The 17,545-nt window shown below is 59.4% G+C and carries 18 protein-coding genes; 9 read left to right on the top strand and 9 right to left on the bottom strand.

Annotated elements, in window-relative coordinates; all coding sequences use genetic code 11:
* Window positions 1-44 precede the first annotated feature (44 nt).
* Window positions 45-521: a MarR family transcriptional regulator gene (locus tag FHT87_RS13310; protein ID WP_183735622.1), complete on the bottom strand. Its 477-nt coding sequence runs from the start codon at window positions 519-521 to the stop codon at window positions 45-47.
* Between the two features lie 128 nt (window positions 522-649).
* Between FHT87_RS13310 and FHT87_RS13315 the strand changes: the two genes are divergently transcribed.
* Complete coding sequence (locus FHT87_RS13315; RefSeq protein ID WP_183802413.1) at window positions 650-1,072, top strand: organic hydroperoxide resistance protein; 423 nt, start codon at window positions 650-652, stop codon at window positions 1,070-1,072.
* 95 nt (window positions 1,073-1,167) lie between these two features.
* Here FHT87_RS13315 and FHT87_RS13320 read toward each other — a convergent pair whose 3' ends face one another.
* From FHT87_RS13320 to FHT87_RS13330, 3 genes are all read right to left on the bottom strand, one after another.
* Window positions 1,168-2,157, bottom strand: coding sequence for an aldo/keto reductase (locus FHT87_RS13320; protein ID WP_183802705.1), 990 nt, complete (start codon window positions 2,155-2,157; stop codon window positions 1,168-1,170).
* Complete coding sequence (locus FHT87_RS13325; RefSeq protein WP_183735624.1) at window positions 2,126-2,533, bottom strand: MerR family transcriptional regulator; 408 nt, start codon at window positions 2,531-2,533, stop codon at window positions 2,126-2,128. The genes FHT87_RS13320 and FHT87_RS13325 overlap by 32 nt, the downstream gene beginning before the upstream one ends.
* Before the next feature lie 112 nt (window positions 2,534-2,645).
* A complete protein-coding gene (locus FHT87_RS13330) occupies window positions 2,646-3,092 on the bottom strand; it encodes a MarR family winged helix-turn-helix transcriptional regulator (RefSeq protein ID WP_183802416.1) in 447 nt (148 codons plus the stop codon).
* An 89-nt stretch (window positions 3,093-3,181) separates the two neighbouring features.
* On the opposite strand from FHT87_RS13330, the gene FHT87_RS13335 reads away from it, so the two are divergent.
* The 3 genes from FHT87_RS13335 to FHT87_RS13345 all read left to right on the top strand — a co-directional run bounded on the left by FHT87_RS13335 (window position 3,182) and on the right by FHT87_RS13345 (window position 5,294).
* On the top strand, window positions 3,182-3,922 hold the full coding sequence (locus tag FHT87_RS13335) for a thioredoxin family protein (protein WP_183802418.1): 741 nt from the start codon (window positions 3,182-3,184) through the stop codon (window positions 3,920-3,922).
* A gap of 77 nt (window positions 3,923-3,999) precedes the next feature.
* The gene (locus FHT87_RS13340) at window positions 4,000-4,464 is read left to right on the top strand and encodes a DUF1579 domain-containing protein (RefSeq protein WP_183735627.1); all 465 of its coding nucleotides are present in this window, start codon (window positions 4,000-4,002) and stop codon (window positions 4,462-4,464) included.
* 53 nt (window positions 4,465-4,517) lie between these two features.
* Window positions 4,518-5,294 carry a VOC family protein gene (locus tag FHT87_RS13345; RefSeq protein WP_183735628.1) on the top strand — a complete coding sequence of 259 codons (777 nt, stop codon included), beginning with the start codon at window positions 4,518-4,520 and terminating at the stop codon, window positions 5,292-5,294.
* Between the two features lie 201 nt (window positions 5,295-5,495).
* Here the strand turns inward: FHT87_RS13345 and FHT87_RS13350 are convergent, their stop codons facing one another.
* Complete coding sequence (locus FHT87_RS13350) at window positions 5,496-7,019, bottom strand: ABC-F family ATP-binding cassette domain-containing protein (protein ID WP_183802421.1); 1,524 nt, start codon at window positions 7,017-7,019, stop codon at window positions 5,496-5,498.
* Between the two features lie 383 nt (window positions 7,020-7,402).
* On the opposite strand from FHT87_RS13350, the gene FHT87_RS13355 reads away from it, so the two are divergent.
* Window positions 7,403-7,906: a GNAT family N-acetyltransferase gene (locus FHT87_RS13355; protein ID WP_183735630.1), complete on the top strand. Its 504-nt coding sequence runs from the start codon at window positions 7,403-7,405 to the stop codon at window positions 7,904-7,906.
* 185 nt (window positions 7,907-8,091) lie between these two features.
* A complete protein-coding gene (locus FHT87_RS13360) occupies window positions 8,092-8,394 on the top strand; it encodes an alkylphosphonate utilization protein (RefSeq protein ID WP_183735631.1) in 303 nt (100 codons plus the stop codon).
* A gap of 14 nt (window positions 8,395-8,408) precedes the next feature.
* Here FHT87_RS13360 and FHT87_RS13365 read toward each other — a convergent pair whose 3' ends face one another.
* The 3 genes from FHT87_RS13365 to FHT87_RS13375 form a co-directional block, all read right to left on the bottom strand.
* Window positions 8,409-9,599 (bottom strand): hypothetical protein, encoded by a 1,191-nt coding sequence (locus tag FHT87_RS13365; RefSeq protein WP_183802424.1) that lies wholly within the window; start codon window positions 9,597-9,599, stop codon window positions 8,409-8,411.
* 9 nt (window positions 9,600-9,608) lie between these two features.
* Window positions 9,609-11,405 (bottom strand): hypothetical protein, encoded by a 1,797-nt coding sequence (locus FHT87_RS13370; protein WP_183735633.1) that lies wholly within the window; start codon window positions 11,403-11,405, stop codon window positions 9,609-9,611.
* 227 nt (window positions 11,406-11,632) lie between these two features.
* Window positions 11,633-13,195 (bottom strand): helicase HerA-like C-terminal domain-containing protein, encoded by a 1,563-nt coding sequence (locus tag FHT87_RS13375; protein ID WP_183802427.1) that lies wholly within the window; start codon window positions 13,193-13,195, stop codon window positions 11,633-11,635.
* Window positions 13,196-13,423: 228 nt separating this feature from the next.
* Here FHT87_RS13375 and FHT87_RS13380 point away from each other — a divergent pair, with 228 nt between their 5' ends.
* The 3 genes from FHT87_RS13380 (at window position 13,424) to FHT87_RS13390 (ending at window position 15,957) form a co-directional block, all read left to right on the top strand.
* A complete protein-coding gene (locus FHT87_RS13380) occupies window positions 13,424-13,816 on the top strand; it encodes a hypothetical protein (RefSeq protein WP_183735635.1) in 393 nt (130 codons plus the stop codon).
* Window positions 13,817-14,030: 214 nt separating this feature from the next.
* Entirely contained in the window at window positions 14,031-15,389 is a 1,359-nt protein-coding gene (locus tag FHT87_RS13385) for a metallophosphoesterase (protein WP_183802430.1), read from the top strand.
* 277 nt (window positions 15,390-15,666) lie between these two features.
* The gene (locus FHT87_RS13390; RefSeq protein WP_183802433.1) at window positions 15,667-15,957 is read left to right on the top strand and encodes a hypothetical protein; all 291 of its coding nucleotides are present in this window, start codon (window positions 15,667-15,669) and stop codon (window positions 15,955-15,957) included.
* 34 nt (window positions 15,958-15,991) lie between these two features.
* On the opposite strand, the gene zwf is transcribed toward FHT87_RS13390, so the two are convergent.
* Window positions 15,992-17,500: a glucose-6-phosphate dehydrogenase gene (gene zwf / locus FHT87_RS13395; RefSeq protein ID WP_183802436.1), complete on the bottom strand. Its 1,509-nt coding sequence runs from the start codon at window positions 17,498-17,500 to the stop codon at window positions 15,992-15,994.
* Window positions 17,501-17,545 lie beyond the last annotated feature (45 nt).

Here is a 17,545-nt window from a genome sequence, read left to right on the forward strand (position 1 = left end):
TATCAGGCGCGGGCATTCTGTTTCAGACCGTAATCCGTCTCCGCCTATATGCTGGCGTTGAGATTGCCCCGCAGCCGGTGCAGCATGTCGCGCATGGCGGCCATTTCCTCCAGCGTGCAGCCGATCGCCTCGCCGATAGAAGACATGATCGTATTGATCTCGCCCTTCATCGACTGACCCTTCGGCGTCAGCGACACGATGACCTGCCGTTCGTCACGGGAATCGCGGAGGCGCTTGATGAGGCCGTTCTGCTCCAGCCGCTTGAGAAGGGGGGAGAGCGTGCCGGAATCGAGATCGAGCTGTTCGCCGATCGTTTTGACCGGCAGTTCGGCCTTTTCCCAAAGCACCAGCATGACGATATATTGCGGATAGGTGAGGCCCACCCTGTCGAGTATGGGCTTGTAGGCACGGGTGAAGGCATGCGCCGTCGCATAGACCGCGAAACAGAGCTGCTTCTCCAGCCGCTTTTCCTCTTCCGGTATTTCCATCACTTTCGCCGTTCTCGCCTTCATGTCTGCCATCCCTGGAGGTCTTCATTCTCCTCCTTTCAGATTCCGAATGCAATTTGCAAAATTCACTTGCGTACAATTTAATTGTGCGATACTAGAAATCCAACCCGATCGAACAGGGCCAACCAAAGGAGATTGTCATGCCTATTCTCTACACGACCAAAGCTTCCGCCACCGGTGGCCGCGCAGGCCGCGCCGTTTCTGAAAACGGTGTTCTCGACGTCACGCTGACCGTGCCGAAGGAACTCGGCGGCGACGGCGCAACCGGCACCAATCCCGAACAGCTCTTCGCAGCCGGCTATTCGGCCTGCTTCCTCGGTGCTTTGAAATTTGTGGCCGGCAAGGAAAAGGTCAAGATTCCCGAGGAAACAACGGTTTCCGCAACCGTCGGCATCGGCCCGCGTGAAGATGGCGGCGGCTTCGGCATCGAAGTTGCGCTGACGGTCAACATCCCGGGTGTCGATAAGGCCACCGCCGAAAAGCTCGCTGCGGCCGCCCATATCGTCTGCCCTTACAGCCACGCCATGCGCACCTCGACCGAAGTTCCGGTCACGGTTGCCTGATCATCTTGCAGCGCTCGACCTGACGCGCTGATGCCGCGACAATGTCCTGTCTTCTCCCCGGATGCCGGGGAGAAGACTTCGTACTGTCAGGATGTTCATCCGTTGACTTCGCGCATGCCCATTTCGCCGTAGCGATCTCCAACAGCGCGGGGCAGGGTCCTGGCGATTTCCTCGAGATCCTGTGCCGTCAGATCGATGGCGGCCGCTCCGAGATTTTCGTCCAGCCGGCTGCGGCGGCGGGTGCCGGGGATCGGCACGATATGTTCGCTCTGTGCCATCGCCCAGGCAAGCGCCAGCTGCGCCGGTGTCACGCCCTTGCGGCGCGCAATCTCTTCGACCACGCCGACCAGTTCGAGATTGCGCTCGAAATTGTCACCCATGAATCGCGGCGAGTTCCGCCTGTAGTCGTCAGGCGCAAGATCGTCGACGGACCGGATCGCGCCCGACAGTAAGCCGCGCCCAAGCGGCGAATAGGCGACGAGCCCGATCCCGAGTTCGCGCAGCGTCTGCAACACGCCGTTTTCAGGATCGCGCGACCAGAGCGAATATTCGCTTTGGACAGCCGTGACGGGATGCACGGCATGCGCCCGGCGGATCGTTTCAGGGCTGGCTTCCGACAGGCCGATATGCCTGACCTTGCCGGCTTCGACGAGCTCCTTCATCGCGCCGACCGTTTCCTCGATCGGGGTGTTGGGGTCGACGCGGTGGAGATAATAGAGGTCGATGTGGTCGACGCCGAGGCGCCGTAAGGACCCTTCGCAGGAGGCCTTGGCATAGTCGGGCCGCCCGTTGACTGTCTGGGTGCCAGGCATTGCTTCCAATCCGCGTATAATGCCGAACTTGGTCGCAAGCACAACCTGCTCACGCCTGCCTCTGATCGCTTCCCCCACAAGCTCTTCGTTGGTATGCGGGCCGTAGACATCGGCGGTATCGAGCAGAGTTACGCCGCGATCGAGCGCATGATGGATCGTCGCAATCGCCTCGCCCCTGTCCGCTTCCGTTGCGCCATAGGCCCAACTCATGCCCATGCAGCCGAGGCCGATCGATCCGACCTCAAGTCCTTGCCCGAGCTGGCGTGTCTGCAATGTTCCGTTTGTCATCTCTCATCCTTTCTTCCGCCTCCGCATAGGAAGCGATTTTGCCGTCGAGGACGCGAAGGCAGGCTTCGAGATCGGCCAAATGGACCCGGACACGCTCACGATGCTCTTCGAGCATCTCTCGACGCTCGCTGAAAGTGGCTTTCCCCTTGTCGGCAAGCTTTGCGTAAAGCAGCATGTCGCGGATCGGCATGCCCGTCGTCTTCAGACGGCCGACAAACTCGATCCAGGAAAGGATGGAAGCGTCGTAGTCGCGTTGTCCGGATCGGTCGCGATCAGCATAGGGCAGCAGGCCGATACGCTCGTAGTAACGCAGTGTATGAGCCGACAGACCGCACCGTTTCGCGAGGTCACTGATCTTCATGAGACACCTGTTCTCGTCACGACGCCAAGGAAGCTACGGCTTCGAGTGCACTCTAAGTCAAGAGGCTTTTTGTGGCTGATTTTGCAGTCGTCAGATTCCCGGCTTTGCAGGATCACGCCAGGTGCAGCAGGTCGCGCCTCAGCCCATCCGCATCGCCATTCGGCAGTTTTGCTTCCAGTGCCGCGTGCGTGCTTTCCCAGATCGGCAGCGCCTCTCTTAGTGCCGCCCGCCCATCATCCGTCAGGCAGAGCAGACGGCCGCGCCGATCCCTCGGGTTCGGCACCACATCGACGAAGCCCCTGCGCTGCAGTGGCTTCAGTGCCGCGGTCAGTGTCGTCTGGTCCATGGCGAGCAGGCTTGCGACGGGACCCATCGGCGGCGGCTCCGGTCGGTTCAGTGACATCAGCAGGGAGAACTGGCCGTTGGTAAGGCCGACGGGCCGCAGCGCGTCGTCGAACAGCCTTGCGAGCGCACGGGCGGCGCGTTGCACATGCAGGCACAGGCACGTGTCCCGCACCAGAAGCGTTGTGGAAAAAGGAATCGCGATCGAGTTTGACATGGTCTATTTCTATTGATATCAATGTATTTAGTCAAGAAGAGGAGACTATCTGCCGGAAAATACCGGCGCGCCGGAGGAGGGCGCAGACCATGTTGAACAAGATGACTCAAAATCCCGTCGTTTCCCGCGAGGAATGGCTCGAAGCCCGCCGAGCTTTGCTCCTGAGAGAGAAAGAGGCGACCCATCTGAGAGACAAGGTGAATGCCGAGCGCATGGCTTTGCCCTGGGTGAAAGTCGACAAGGACTATATGTTCGACACGCCGCAAGGGCCGAAATCGCTCGCCGACCTTTTCGATGGCCGCAGCCAGCTGATGGTCTATCACTTCATGTTCGGCCCCGAATGGGAGGCAGGTTGCCCCGGCTGCTCATTCCTCGCCGATCATCTTGACGGCACGCTGCCCCACCTCAACCACCACGACGTGACCCTTGTTGCCGTCGCCCGTGCGCCGCTCGCCAAGATCGAGGCCTACAAGAAGCGCATGGGCTGGAATTTCCCTTGGGTTTCGTCCTTCGGCAGCGATTTCAACTTCGATTATCACGTATCTTTCACGCCTGAGGACCTTGCCAAAGACAAGGTCTTTTATAACTTCTCTCCAATAGCGCCCTCTGACGCCAATGACGAGCTGCCCGGACTTTCGGCCTTTTACCGGAATGAGAAGGGCGAAGTGTTCCATACCTATTCGAGCTATGCCCGCGGCGCGGAAGAAATCCTCGGTACGCTGATGATCCTGGATCACGCGCCCAAGGGCCGCAACGAAGATTCGACCATGGATTTCGTAAAACGCCACGATGAATATGAGGAAGCCCCTCAAGCCTCATCCTGCCACTAACGCAATTCCAGCCGCTTTTGCGTCCGGAATTGCATGAAGCATCTAGTCAGCCACCCATCATCCGGAGGAGAAGGACGATGAAGACTGCAGAAGTGCTGAAGGAGCATAGTTTTCTGGAGAGAATGGTCGGTCGATGGACCGTCAATGCCCCGGACATGACCGGTCAGAAGCCCTGGGAAGAGACCGTTCGGTCCCTGCAGGGTATCTGGTTCGTCGCTGAAGGCAGCGGCGAAATGACCGATGGCAAGCAGGCGACGACGATACTCACGCTTGGCTACGACCCGAGCAAGGGTAAATATGTCGGCAGCTGGATCGGCTCCATGATGGATTACATGTGGACTTATGAAGGCGAGGTCGAGCCGTCAGGCAATGTCCTGTCGCTCTATACAAAGGGGCCGGCCTTCGACGGCAGCGGCCTTGCCGACTATCGCGAGCAGATCACCTTCCTCGATGACATCACGAGAACCTTCACATCGAGCACCCGTGAGCCTGACGGCTCTTGGAAGCAGTTCATGGAAGCCAGATATACCCGAAAGGGCTGAAATCGCCGGGCAAATTTCAAGACTGAACTCAAGCGTGGACCGAGGAGAACACGATGTCCAATACGCATGGCAAGTTCATATGGTGCGAACTGATGACGCCGGACCCCGATGCGGCGGCGAAATTCTACGGCTCGGTCGTCGGCTGGACGTCGAGCAAAATGCCGGCGGCAGACCAGCCGGAATACACCATCTTCGAAGCAAACGGTGTCAGGGTCGCCGGTATGATGCCTTTTCCGGCAGAGCTGGAAGGGCAGGGCATTCCGCCGAACTGGACCGGTTACGTCGCCGTCGACGATGTCGATCAGTCGGCGCGCGACTTCTCGGCAAATGGCGGGACCATCCGCCGCCAGCCGGCCGATATTCCGGGCATCGGCCGCTTCGCCGTCGTCGCCGATCCTGACGGGGCGGTGCTCTGCATCATGACGCCGCTGCCGATGGAAAATCCGCCGCCGGAGCTGCCTTTCGACACGCCCGGCCATGTCGGCTGGCGCGAGCTCTACGCCAATGATGGCGCCAAGGCCTTCGACTTCTATTCCAAGCTCTTCGGCTGGACGAAGGATCAGGACTTCGACATGGGGCCGATGGGCGTCTACCACATCTTCGCCGAACACGGAAAACAGACCGGCGGCATGATGACCCGCCCGCCTGAGGTCGGCATGGCCTTCTGGTCCTATTATTTCACCGTGCCGGCGCTCGATGCTGCGATCGAGCGCGTCAATGCCGGCGGCGGCAAGGTCGTCAACGGTCCCATGGAAGTTCCCGGCGGCTGGGTCTGTCAGGGGATGGATCCGCAGGGGGCCTATTTCTGCCTCTCGGCGGGCAAGCGGTAGGGGTGGCCGAATGTCGGAATGAGGAGGGTAAGGGGTGCCGCGTGACCCCTCATCTGCCTGCCGGCATCTTCTCCCCGATGGGGAGAAGTGGGGGGCTGCAACGTCTCCGTCCCTTCTCCCCAGCGGGGAGAAGGTGGCCCGAAGGGTCGGATGAGGGGGCTAAATGGCACACCAGCAGACGAAATCCACCCCCAATTTCCGTTACCCAGCCCCCACACTCGCAAAGAACCCTTCCGGGCTCTCCACTTCCACCAGCTTTTTCCGCTCGATCAGCCAGAAGCGGTTGCCGACCGCCCGCACGAAACTGCGGTCGTGCGAGACGAGCAGGCAGCTTGCCTCATGCGCCATCAGCTCGCTCTCCAGCGCCTCCTGCCCTTCGATATCGAGGTGGTTGGTGGGCTCGTCGAGCAGGTAGAAATTCGGCTGCGTCAGCCTGAGCACCAGCATGCCGAGCCGCGCCTTCTGCCCGCCGGAGAGCAGCTTCACGGGCTTGCCCTGCATCTCGATCGTCATCCCGGCGCCGGCCAGCAGCGAACGCGCCCGCTGGTCGCCGACATCGAAGCGGCGGATGATCGTCTGCAGCGGTGTGTCGGCATCGCTGAGATCGGCCAGCAGCTGGTCGCCATAGCCGAGCACCAGCGAGGGCGTGGCCTTAATGCCGGCTTTTGTCGTCTCCGGCTCTGCAATCGCGCCCCTCAGCATCGAGATCAGACGCGACTTGCCGGCGCCGTTGAGGCCGAGCAGCACGATGCGATCGCCCTGGCAGATGAACTGCCGGCCCGTGCGAAAGAGCAGGGTACCGTCAGGCGTCGTGACCTCGGCATCTCCAAGCGTCACCAGAACCTTGGCATGCGTGCCGCGGTTGGCGAGCCGGATTGCACCGGCCGACCGTTCCAGATGAGCGGGCTTTGCCGTCTCCTCCAGCTTTTCGGCGCGTTGTTTCAGCTGCTTCGTCTTGACCACCAGCAGGTCGCTGCCGGAATTGATGCCGATATTGTTGAGCTTCGCCGCCTGCTTGCGAAGCTGCTCGACCGTCTTCATATCCTTTTCGTAGCGTCGCGCATCCGAAGCATCCGCTTCGTCGAGCGCGGCACGCGCCCGGCTGTAGGGCAGGGAGAAGGCAGCCGATTGCTCCGGCCGCAGGAAGAGGGTCCGGTTGGTCGTCGCATCGAGAAAGGCGCGGTCGTGGCTGGAGATGATGACGGGTGTGTCGCGCGGCAGCATATTCAGCCAGTTCTCGAGCTGTGCGATCTTTTCGAGGTCGAGATGGTTGGTCGGCTCGTCGAGCAGCAGCACATCGGGTTCATTCACCCATGTGCGGGCGATCAATGCCAAGCGCTGCCAGCCGCCGCTGAGCTGCCGGAGCTGCCGTTCGCGCAACTCCTCGGGCACTTCGAGAGATTCCAGCACGACATCCGCCCGCCAGCTTTCGCTTTCGGCCTGATCGGGCGCAAGGGCGTGCAAGACGGCGTCGCGGAAAGTGGCGTCGAGAAGTGCTGACGGCACATTCTGCTCGACATGGCCGATGGTGAGCCCCCGCGCTTTGGTGATCTCGCCTTCGGTCGGCTCCAGTGCGCCAGTCATGATCCTGAGCAGGGTGGATTTGCCGCGCCCGTTCGCGGCCACGAGGCCAAGCCGGTCGCCGGCATTGACGACGAGGTTGAGCTTCGAAAACAGCGGCGTGGATAGCACGATGCCGAGATTGTGGATATTGATGAGGGTCATGATCTGATCCTGGTCTTGCCGAGCGATCGCGCATATCCGGGGCTTCCAGCCATCGACGGAAAAGCGCGTTATGCTTGGCGGATTATGAAATGCTGCAGCTTGAACGGCGGGCATTCAGGTGCAGCAATGCCACTAGGGGCAGACCAGGAAGAGATTAGCGAGAAACGGTCTCTGGTCAGCCCTGCAAACGCATCTGCAGGGCATTGACTGGGCCAGGCTGGCGATGATGCCGGAAGTAGGTATTCACGCGCAGCCCTCCTTTTTTTTTCTCGGTTGCAGCGGAGAAATACCATTGCTTGCGGCTGGAAACAAGGGATCACGATGGCAGTAAACACGCTCAGATGGTATGAAAGACCTTCATCAGCCGGGATCGGGGACCTGAGATGATTTCCGTTTCAAGGGTAGGCAGCAGAGAAGATTTCGTGATCGCCGCCGGCTTCTGCGAGGCGCTCGGTGCCTTGGATGTGGAGCTCGGGCGTGCCCACGGCGTTCCCGCCGAAATCGTCATGGCGCTTTTCCACGGCGAAAATCACGAAAGCCTCGCCCGGAAATACGGCTCCGACGACGCCATGATGTTCATCGCCCGATGGGAGGGAGCGCCGGCGGGCTGCATCGCACTCGCGCCATTCGAGACGGATGCCATGGAGATCCATAAATTCTTCGTGGACCCCGCTTTTCGCGGCCGGGGCGTCGGCAATGTGCTGATGCAAAGGGTGTTCGACGAAGCGAAGAAGAGCGCACGCACTACCATGCTCGTCAATACCGCAGCCTATTTGAAGAGCGCGCTCTCCCTCTACGAAGCCTTCGGCTTCGTTCATTGCCCGCCTTTTCACGCTGTGCCCGCTGAAATCAGCCACACCGAAGTCTTCATGTCGCGGCCGCTTTGATCCCGACACTATTGCCGCTCACCGATGTTGACGCATTGTCAGGGAAGCGTGGCATGCTTATCGCCCATTTGCCGGCAGGCCCACGTGACGCGCTTCCCAGTCTGTCACTGCGGTTGCGCAACAGCGCGTGATCGTATAAGCGGCCGATCATGAACTGAAGAAATTCCTGATCGAGGGTGAATATCATGGCCGGTGGCGACGACGAATATGTTTACGACGAGGCGACGGGCGAATGGCGCCCGGCCTCCGAGATGGCCGCAGCCGCACAGGCCGCGTCCGAGGTTCGCGACGCCTCGGGAAACGTCTTGAAGGATGGCGATTCCGTCACGCTTATCAAGGACCTCAAGGTCAAGGGCGCCAACCAGACCCTGAAGCAGGGCACGGTCATTCGCTCGATCCGTCTGACGGACAATCCGGAGGAGATCGACTGCCGTCACGATACGATCAAAGGTCTCGTCCTGCGCACGGAATTTGTCCGTAAGCGCTGACGCGACTTAACGCGTCACTGAGATTTATCGATCTCCGGCGCTGAGTCGGTTGCATCGGGCAGGTGTTCTCCGCGAATACTCCAATAGAAGAGTTTCAGTTTGCGGCTTTGCGGCAGGCCGGGAAAGCTGTCGTCGTAGGCCTTATCCAGGATCGAAGGGTTGAACACGACCTTCTGATTGAGAGTGACAAAAAAGCGTGCCACCAGAAGCTCTCGCTCCATGTTTTTTGAGGCCGGGGATGTATTGTCGCTTCCGACCGCTTTGCCGAATATGGCGTAGCGGTCGTTGGTGTAGGTGATCGCACCATTGTCGAATCTGCAGCCGGGTATTGCGCTGACATAAGTGCGGATGATCTCAAGATCGCCAACATAATAGCGGAAGGATTGATCATTGCAGAAGGCCTTTGCCGCATCCTCGTGGGTTTTGTAAGTTCTCACGAGAACCTTTCCGTCTTGGCACATATGTGACTTGTCCTGTCGTAGCTCCGCGATCAGGTTACTCTCGTATTCCGGCATCTCCCTTGCGTCGACGAGAGCCTGCAATCCACGAGTTTGCGCCGTCGTCCCGCCGACGAGCCCAATCAGCGCGGGCGAGGATTCGGATATAGGCTTGCCGTCCACCAGTTTCTGCGTCGCATCTGCCTTTCCACAGGGATCGCTCCGTGCAGGCTGACCTCTCAATGCCAGGTAGCCAATTCCCGTCAGGAATACCGGAGGAGAAACGATGGTATCGCGACGCCCATTGGTAATTGTCGCAGCGTCGCAGAGAATATCGAATTTCCTACCGAGATTCAGAAAACGAGATGCGGCAGGCTCCTGCTGTCCGTCGACCAGATTGTTTGAGACTGCGGCTTTTTCTCCAACCCAGGTACCTTCGTCGATGTCATAGACTTTGATATTCTCCATCTTGATAGGCGGGGAGATATCCGGATCAACCAGCATCTCAGCAAGCGCAGCATCGCAGAGACGGATCATATAACCGCCATAACCCGCCCGGCTCAGCGGGCCGCGCGTCGCATCACTGTCAATCACGCCTGGTGGCAGCTTGTATGAAAAGGGTTGAGTCTTGCTGCGTACCCCGATCGCCAGCCGTCCGGTTTGTTCTGGCTTCTCCTGACCATACGCCGTTGACCGCAGTGGCGTGATGAGGCCTGCGGCGAGAAAGATCATGCAGAAGAGGAAAGTAAAGCGCGTGCTTGCTTTCATCTGGCCACCCTAACTTTGGTCTTTGGAAGTATCCCCTTCAGCTTTGTCTTCGCCGACTTCCAGAAGAAAGGCGAAAATCAGTAGAAAGGAAACCGGCAGGATGCTGAAGATCAGAGCATCGCGAAATGTCCATGAGAAATAGGCCTGCGACGGGCCTGGTGTGAAACCGTAGCTCAGGAACACAAGAGCCCATTGATAGAGCAGGTAGATTGCTCCTGCCACTGCTGCGATTATCATCGTGGAGCGTCCGGGCCGTTCACTGTGCTTGTCCATCAGGACCAGTGCTGCCATTGCCAAGATAATGCCCGAGATGGCCTGCAGGGCGAAAAAGCGGCCATTATCCTGAAAGAGTATGATTATCTGTGATTGCGTGAGTTCGAAATTGGCGTCCCACCACAGACGTACCAATTGAACGAGGGCAGTTAAAAAGACTGCAGCGAGCCCCGATAGAAGCGACATGGAGAGCAGCTTCAAGAACGGAAACTGGGTGAATTTCCAGTTGCTTCTCCAGGATTGTTGCTCGATGCGGACCTCACGCCCCAAGATGACGAACAGGACACTGAAGACCGTCAGCAACAGCGTCTGCAATTGATCCCAGGTAACCGTTGCGAGGATGGTTCGGATCTGCGTACTGCGCCAGGCATACACGATGGGATCGCACTCACTGCTGAATGCCTTCTGGCAGCTTGTCAGCAGGTCAGCGTCGACGTTCTGAGCGTAGGCTGCAGGCTGGAAAATCGTCGGCGTGTCGATACCCTGCCAATAGTGCCATTTGTAGTACAGCGCGAAGGTGACCAGGAACGCGAGCACGAAAGCGGTCAGAATGCTGAGGCCGAATGAGTTCTGCTCATCCTTTTCTGCGGCCTCGATTTCCTCTTTAAGGCCGGCAATCGGATCTCCCTTGCGTGCTCGCTGACTGCGCGAGCTGAAGACGGCGTGATCATTGCGGATGTAGAGCACCGCAAAGAAGGCCATGATGTTGGAGCGGCACATGATCGCTTTGCCTGCGAGTTCGGCGTATTTGATATGCAGCGTCGATGGGTCCTCGTTGGACAGCTTTTCTATTGAATCCTGCAGATCGGCGATATCGTTCGCAATCTTTTCAGAAAGGCCCCTCAGTCGTTCCAGATTGTAGAGCGGGAAATAAAGCAGCCTGTTCTTGCTGTCCGTTGCGACCAGCAGGCAATCGATGGCCGTAAGCGAATCGACGATCTGTTCTCGCCACTCGGGCATTTTGTCTCCCGCATGCTCTTCGAAGCTCTCTACAAGCGGCTTTGGGTGTTCGGCCATCAGCACGGCATAGTCAGCATCCCGCAGGTGTTCGATGACGCGATAGATGCCTCTGGGCACGCCGGCGAGACGGTGGGCGAGCGACCGCATGGTCGTTTCTATGGGCTTCACCGCTCCAATGGAAAGCGACGAGATGATCAGGGCAGAAACGATTATTGGTTTGTTGTAGTCGCCTGACGACAGTTGCAGCACGTTATTGATATCGGGTTCCGTTATGCTGCTGCCGCCATCGGTCGCGCCGATCTCACCGAGCGCGCTGTTAGCTTGTGAAAGCAGCCCGTAGACCTCGGCGGAACTCAGGACGACAGAATAGGCAATTAGGTAAAGCGCCGCATAGAAGGCAAAGCCCGCAACAATCTCGCCCGTCGTGCAAAGGTTACGAACCTCTACATCCTTCAAAATTGGGTGCAGCTCGAATGGATGCCTGGCGTTGGGGGCGTTGAAGTTTCTGTAGGCCTCAATGACAAGTGTCATCGCGCCGGCTACTACGAAACCAACGTAAATAAGATCGCTCATGGCGTCTTATCGTTTGCCTAGATACACTTCTGAACCGCAGGATTACACGGACCCGCAGCATTTGTCTGTTCGGGACTGGTTATTCCGGCGACAACAATAAAGGCAACTGCAATAAGGTACTTCAGCATCGCAGTACTCCAAGCTGATCCCCGAAGTTAATTTAGCGGATACTTAAGTTATTTGCAACTTTTTGTTATCGGCCTCAGTACTGCAACCTCAGCTGTGTACTACCGCTTCAGGCTTCCCAATATGCCCCGTACCAGCGCCCTCCCGACCTGGGTCGCCACGGTGCGCGCAACGCTCTTCATCGCCGCTTCCACGACCGTTTCGCGCTGATAGCCGGAGCGGCCGCGGGACTGGCCTCGCACGGGTTGGTCGTCGTCGCCACCACCGAAGCCGGGGAGCGTCCAGCCGGACGTGGTGCTGCCTTCCTGTGGCGCCAGGGCCTCTTCCTGCGCCCGCTTGGCAGCTTCCGAATCGGCGGCTTTCTTGGCGCGTGCGGCCAGCATCTCGAAGGCAGAATCACGGTCGACGTCCTCGTCATAGACGCCGAGCACGGGGCTGCGGTCCATGATCTGCTGACGCTCGGCATCGCTCACCGGTCCGACGCGGCCGGACGGCGGGCGGATCAGCGTGCGCTCGACGATCGAAGGCGCGCCCTTGGCTTCCAGCGTCGAGACCAGCGCCTCGCCGGTGCCGAGATTGGTGATGACGGTGGCGCAATCGAAAGCCGGGTTCGGGCGGAACGTGTCGGCGGCCGTCTTTACGGCCTTCTGCTCACGCGGCGAATAGGCGCGCAAAGCATGCTGCAGGCGGTTGCCGAGCTGGGCGAGTACCGTCTCCGGTACGTCGAGCGGGTTCTGCGTGACGAAATAGACGCCGACGCCCTTCGAACGGATGAGGCGTACCACCTGCTCCACGCGCTCGGTCAGTACCCTCGGCGCATCGTTGAAGAGCAGATGCGCTTCGTCGAAGAAGAAGACGAGCTTCGGCTTGTCGGGGTCGCCGACCTCAGGCAGCTCTTCGAAGAGCTCGGAAAGCAGCCACAGCAGGAACGTGGCGTAGAGGCGCGGGTTCATCATCAGCTTGTCGGCGGCAAGCACGGAGATCTGCCCGTAACCGTTGTTCGACGTGCGCATGATATCGGAAATCTTCAGTGCCGGTTCGCCGAAGAAATGTTCGGCACCCTGCTGTTCCAGCACCAACAGCGCCCGCTGGATCGAGCCGACGGACGCTTTGGAAATCAGGCCGAACTGGCTGGAAAGCTCCGACGCGTTCTCGCCCATATAGTTGAGCAGCGCCGTGAAATCCTTGAGGTCGAGCAGCGGCAGGCCGGCTTTGTCGGCGATCTTGAAGGCGATATTGATGACGCCTTCCTGCGGCTCGGAAGCGTCCATCAGTCGTGCCAGCAGCAGCGGCCCCATCTCGGCGACGGTCGTGCGCACGCGATGGCCCTTCTCGCCGAAGAGATCCCAGAAGATGACCGGGAACTGGTCGAACTCATAGTCGGTAAAACCGATTTGCTCGGCGCGTTTGGTGAGGAAATCCTTCGGCTCGCCCCTGGCGGCGATGCCCGAAAGGTCGCCCTTGATATCGGCGGCGAAAACCGGCACGCCGGCTCTCGCGAAGCCCTCTGCCAGCACCTGTAGCGTCACCGTCTTGCCGGTGCCGGTCGCACCCGTCACGAGCCCGTGGCGATTGCCGAATTTGAGGTCGAGATATTCGCCCTTGTTGATGCTGTCATCAGGATTGCGGCTTGCGCCGATGAAAATCTTGCCGTCTTCGAGCATGTAAAATGTCTCCCTCGGTCGATGCCGCCGCTTCATTCCAGAATATGCGATAATCCTCTTTCCGCACATTCATGCAAATATCGTTTGTCTGTTATAAGCAGGCGACAGGAGACGGACAACTGTCTGTGTTAAAACGAAAAGCAGGAAAGAGGCGCCTCACAAAGCGCCGCTTGAGTTGCCGCCTCGATTCGATTACGTTGACGTTAACGTCAAAACAGGAGGCAGACGATGAATGAGATTGTGACTGAAATCGCCAATCGTGTGGGCATTTCGCCTGAACTGGCCGAAAAGGCGCTCGGCATGATGCTCGGTTTCCTGCAGCGCGAAGCGGCCGACGGCCCGGTTGCCGAGATGATCGAGAAGATCCCCGGCGCCACCGAACTCGTCGCCCAGTTCAACGGCGAAGGTTCCAGCAATGGCGGCCTGCTCGGCGGCCTCATGAGCGCGCTTGGTGGCGGCGGCATCATGGGCCTCGGCCAGCAGCTGATGAGTGAAGGTCTCGGCATGAGCGAGATCACCTCGCTCGCCAAGGAGACCATCGCGATTGCCAAGGAACATGCCGGTGAGGAAGTGGTCGACCAGGTCGTCGCCTCCGTTCCTGGCCTCAGCCAGTTCGTCTAGAGCACCGTGCGTCCATTCGGACGCACGGTGCTCTAACTCTTTGCATCTACGCATCAGGCTTTCCGAAAATCGATTCCGATTTTCGGGCCGATGCTGTAAGGCGATCCATCAATTCAGTAAGCCCACGGCATCGTTGCACTGACCCCCGAAAGTTTGACATGAACTTTCGGGTTTTTTGTTTTTGAACATTTCCTCGTTCTTTTCCGGGTGTTTCATGACCGACGCAACTCCGATCGAAGCGCTGCTGCCGAAGTCGGGCGGCCACCAATTCGTGCTCTATGGCGACTCCTGCTCGGGTGTTGCCGGCGCCTTGCATGAGCGAACCTTCGCGTCCGTCAATGCCGTCCTGCGCAGGCTCGAGCCGCAGCCGCAGTTCATCCTCTTTCCCGGCGATGAGATCGTCGGTCTGACGGCGGATGAAGCCTCGCTGCGCGCCCAATGGCGGCATTGGTTCGATGTCGAGATGGCCTGGCTCGATCGGGCGAACATTCCGATGTGGCACACGACCGGCAACCACACGACCTATGACGAGATGAGCGAGGCCGTGTTCCGCGACGTGCTCGACCTTCCGGCAAACGGGCCGGCGGAGCAGGAGGGGCTGGCCTATTGGGTTCGCCGAGGCGATCTGCTCATGGTCTTCGTCCATACGCTCTGGAGCGGTCTCGGCGGCGAAGGCCATGTCGAAACGGAGTGGCTGGAAGCGACGCTGAAGGCGCATGCCGATGCCCGCTACAAGCTGGTGCTCGGCCATCACCCGGTCTTTCCGGTCAATGGCTACGCCGGTACCTATCAGCGTGAGATCGGCCATGAATATGCTGAGCGTTTCTGGGATATTCTCGTGGAGGCGGATGTCTTCGCCTATTGCTGCAGCCATATCCTGGCTTTCGATGTGCAGGCCCATCGCGGTGTGCTGCAGATATGCACGGCGGGGGCGGGGACCGCGCACAGAATGCCCGAGGGTGTCGAATATCTTCATTGCATCCAGGCGGCCCTCGATGAGGAGAGCCTGCGCTATCAGGTTCTCGATACGGAAGGTGTTGTACGCGAACGCCTGCAATGGCCTCCTGTTCTTGCGAGCGAGCATAAATGGCACAGCCTTGCCCATGGCGTGAGCGACGCTCTCTGGTCGGGTCCGATGGGCACGGACCGGATCATCGAACTCCGCCTGAGCGGCCGGATGGCACCGGACGCCTGTGCCGCTTCGCAGACGATCTTCTCGGCTTTCGGCGATCAAGGACTGCCACCCTTATGGCTCGGCCTGCGTGGCAAACAGCAGCGACTGGCGCTCGTCCTCGGCCGCGATCCCGGTCGCAGTCCCTATTATTTCTTCGGTCCCGACCTGCCGCCGGGCGAGGATTTCGATCTCCACATCATTCTGCACGGCGGCATGGGGCCGGGCGGCGTGCTCTGGCGCCGGACAGGCACCGAGGCATGGTCATCCTTCGAGGCAATCGCCTCGACAGGGCTTGATCGCCTTGTCTGGCCGTCTCGCTGGAGCGTCGGCCATGGTCAGAAAGGTGAGGGCGATCGGCCGTTCGCGGGCGAGAGCCTGAGCTTAAGTGTTACAGGTTGAGAAACGCCCTGGCTTGTTCGACAACGAGCATTTTGCCCGCTCGACCGACAATAATGGCGGCAAGTTCGTGGGCCAGCCGCGCACCTCCTTCGTCAACGCATCGATCGCCTTTTGAGATCTGATCAATCCATCCGACGATATCAGCCGCCGGATGGAAATCCGCACCGACCTTTCCTAGATTAAATTATGCCGGATTTTTTCACCGACGGCCGGATCGGCTGGAACGATGGATATCCAATTCTCGTTTCATATCGGCCAGATAAGAAGGAATATGGTCATGCGTAAGGTCGTTGCAGCAGCCTCGATCATTCTCCTCGGTTTCGCCGCTCCGGTCTTTGCCCAGGCCCTCGGTGATATGGATTACTCCGGCCGTTTCGGCGGCATGCCGCCCGGCACCGTGCCGGACGCGAACGCGAGCGGCGGCGGTATCTCCATTCCGCTCGACACGTTCGAAACCGGTAATATCCGCGTCGTTGTTCCGCCCGACCGGCCGCCTTGCCCACAGCCGGGCACGCGTGCCTATCGCACGGCTGAGCGTGACCACACGCTGCCTGCCGCCTGCCGCTGACGGGATTACTCTATCGGATTAGCGGCAGGAATGGCTATTTGCCGCTCCTGTGCAGAAGCACGCCCAGTTCGTGCCATTGGCGGCCGTCGCGCTCGATCAGCTCGTCGCCGCAGGCAGGTCCCATTGTGCCCGGGACATAAGGATCCGGAACGCGGTCATCCTTTGCCCATTCGTCCAGGAAGGGCTGCACCGCCGCCCAGCCGGCCTCGATACCATCGGCGCGCTGGAAGAGTGTCTGGTCGCCGATGAAGAGGTCATAGAGCAGCGATTCATAACCGGTCGTCTTGCTGATATCGAATTTGTCGGCATAGCGGAAATCCAGCGCCACCGGCACGGTATCGACGGATTGCCCCGGTGATTTGATGGAAATTTCCATGCTCATACCCTCATCGGGCTGCACCTGGATGACGAGCTTGTTCGGCGGCAGGCGGCGGTTGGCCCCTGTCTCGCGGAACTGCGCAAAGGGCACCGGCTGGAAGGTGATGACGATTTCCGTATCGCGCGCCGTCATCGCCTTGCCGGTGCGCAGATAGAAGGGAACGCCGGCCCAGCGCCAGGTATCGGCATAGAGCTTCAGTGCCACATATGTCTCGGTCTTGCTGTCGGGCGAAACATCCTTCGTATCGCGATAGGCGGGCAGATCGATGCCATTGAGCGGACCGGCGGTATAGGCACCGCGCACGCCATTCGCCCTGGCTTCCTCCGGTGTGTAAATGCGCAGTGCCTTCAACACCTTGCTCTTCTCGTTGCGGATCGCCTCGGCGTCGAAACTGTTCGGCGGCTCCATGGCAATCATCGCCAGAAGCTGGAAGAGATGGTTGGGGATCATGTCGCGCAGCGCGCCGGTCGCATCATAGAATTTCCCGCGCGTGCCGACATCGACGATTTCCGAGGCGGTGATCTGTACGTGGTCGATATAGCGATTGTTCCACAGCGACTCGATCATCATGTTGGCGAAACGCGCCGTCATCAGGTTCTGCACCGTTTCCTTGCCGAGGAAATGATCGAGTCGGTAGACTTGGCTTTCCTTCACGCGGGCAAGGATACGCGCATTCAGCGCCTTGGCGGATTCGAGATCGGTGCCGAAGGGTTTTTCGATAGCCACGCGCCGGAAGCAGTCCCCGCTTTCTTCCATCAGTCCGAGATCGGCAAGTTTTTCGACGATCGGGCCGAAGAAGCTTGGCGGCACGGCAAGATAAAAGGCTGCATTGCAGGTCGTGCCGAGGCGCTTGCCGATTTCGAGGAAGATATCGTCCCTGGTGAAATCCCCCTGCAGATAGGAGATGCGCGACCGCAGGCTCTCCCAGGCTTCGTCCTTTATTGTTTCTTCCTCGCTGCTGATCTGACTGAGAAAGTCATCCAGCCGCTTGCGCAGGAACTCGTCGTCACCGGGCTCGATGCCGACGCCGAGGATATGCAGGTCGCTGCCGACGAGGTGGCTGCGCGTGAGATTGATAATGGCCGGAACCAGCAGTCGCCGTGTCAGATCGCCCGTGGCGCCGAAGATGACGAGAGTGACGGGCGGTGTGGGGTGAGCGTCCATGCGTGCCATCTCCTGCTGGATTGTCCCGGCCGAATATAAAGCGCT

Source organism: Rhizobium sp. BK316, from assembly GCF_014193695.1.
Taxonomy (GTDB): Bacteria; Pseudomonadota; Alphaproteobacteria; order Rhizobiales; family Rhizobiaceae; genus Rhizobium.

Excerpts from the sequence above, each read along its gene's own strand:
- FHT87_RS13310 (WP_183735622.1), bottom strand. The coding sequence starts at position 521 with ATGGCAGACATGAAGGCGAGAACGGCGAAAGTGATGGAAATACCGGAA.
- FHT87_RS13315 (WP_183802413.1), top strand. The coding sequence starts at position 650 with ATGCCTATTCTCTACACGACCAAAGCTTCCGCCACCGGTGGCCGCGCA.
- FHT87_RS13325 (WP_183735624.1), bottom strand. The coding sequence starts at position 2,533 with ATGAAGATCAGTGACCTCGCGAAACGGTGCGGTCTGTCGGCTCATACA.
- FHT87_RS13330 (WP_183802416.1), bottom strand. The coding sequence starts at position 3,092 with ATGTCAAACTCGATCGCGATTCCTTTTTCCACAACGCTTCTGGTGCGG.
- FHT87_RS13335 (WP_183802418.1), top strand. The coding sequence starts at position 3,182 with ATGTTGAACAAGATGACTCAAAATCCCGTCGTTTCCCGCGAGGAATGG.
- FHT87_RS13340 (WP_183735627.1), top strand. The coding sequence starts at position 4,000 with ATGAAGACTGCAGAAGTGCTGAAGGAGCATAGTTTTCTGGAGAGAATG.
- FHT87_RS13345 (WP_183735628.1), top strand. The coding sequence starts at position 4,518 with ATGTCCAATACGCATGGCAAGTTCATATGGTGCGAACTGATGACGCCG.
- FHT87_RS13350 (WP_183802421.1), bottom strand. The coding sequence starts at position 7,019 with ATGACCCTCATCAATATCCACAATCTCGGCATCGTGCTATCCACGCCG.
- FHT87_RS13355 (WP_183735630.1), top strand. The coding sequence starts at position 7,403 with ATGATTTCCGTTTCAAGGGTAGGCAGCAGAGAAGATTTCGTGATCGCC.
- FHT87_RS13360 (WP_183735631.1), top strand. The coding sequence starts at position 8,092 with ATGGCCGGTGGCGACGACGAATATGTTTACGACGAGGCGACGGGCGAA.
- FHT87_RS13365 (WP_183802424.1), bottom strand. The coding sequence starts at position 9,599 with ATGAAAGCAAGCACGCGCTTTACTTTCCTCTTCTGCATGATCTTTCTC.
- FHT87_RS13370 (WP_183735633.1), bottom strand. The coding sequence starts at position 11,405 with ATGAGCGATCTTATTTACGTTGGTTTCGTAGTAGCCGGCGCGATGACA.
- FHT87_RS13375 (WP_183802427.1), bottom strand. The coding sequence starts at position 13,195 with ATGCTCGAAGACGGCAAGATTTTCATCGGCGCAAGCCGCAATCCTGAT.
- FHT87_RS13380 (WP_183735635.1), top strand. The coding sequence starts at position 13,424 with ATGAATGAGATTGTGACTGAAATCGCCAATCGTGTGGGCATTTCGCCT.
- FHT87_RS13385 (WP_183802430.1), top strand. The coding sequence starts at position 14,031 with ATGACCGACGCAACTCCGATCGAAGCGCTGCTGCCGAAGTCGGGCGGC.
- FHT87_RS13390 (WP_183802433.1), top strand. The coding sequence starts at position 15,667 with ATGCGTAAGGTCGTTGCAGCAGCCTCGATCATTCTCCTCGGTTTCGCC.
- zwf (WP_183802436.1), bottom strand. The coding sequence starts at position 17,500 with ATGGACGCTCACCCCACACCGCCCGTCACTCTCGTCATCTTCGGCGCC.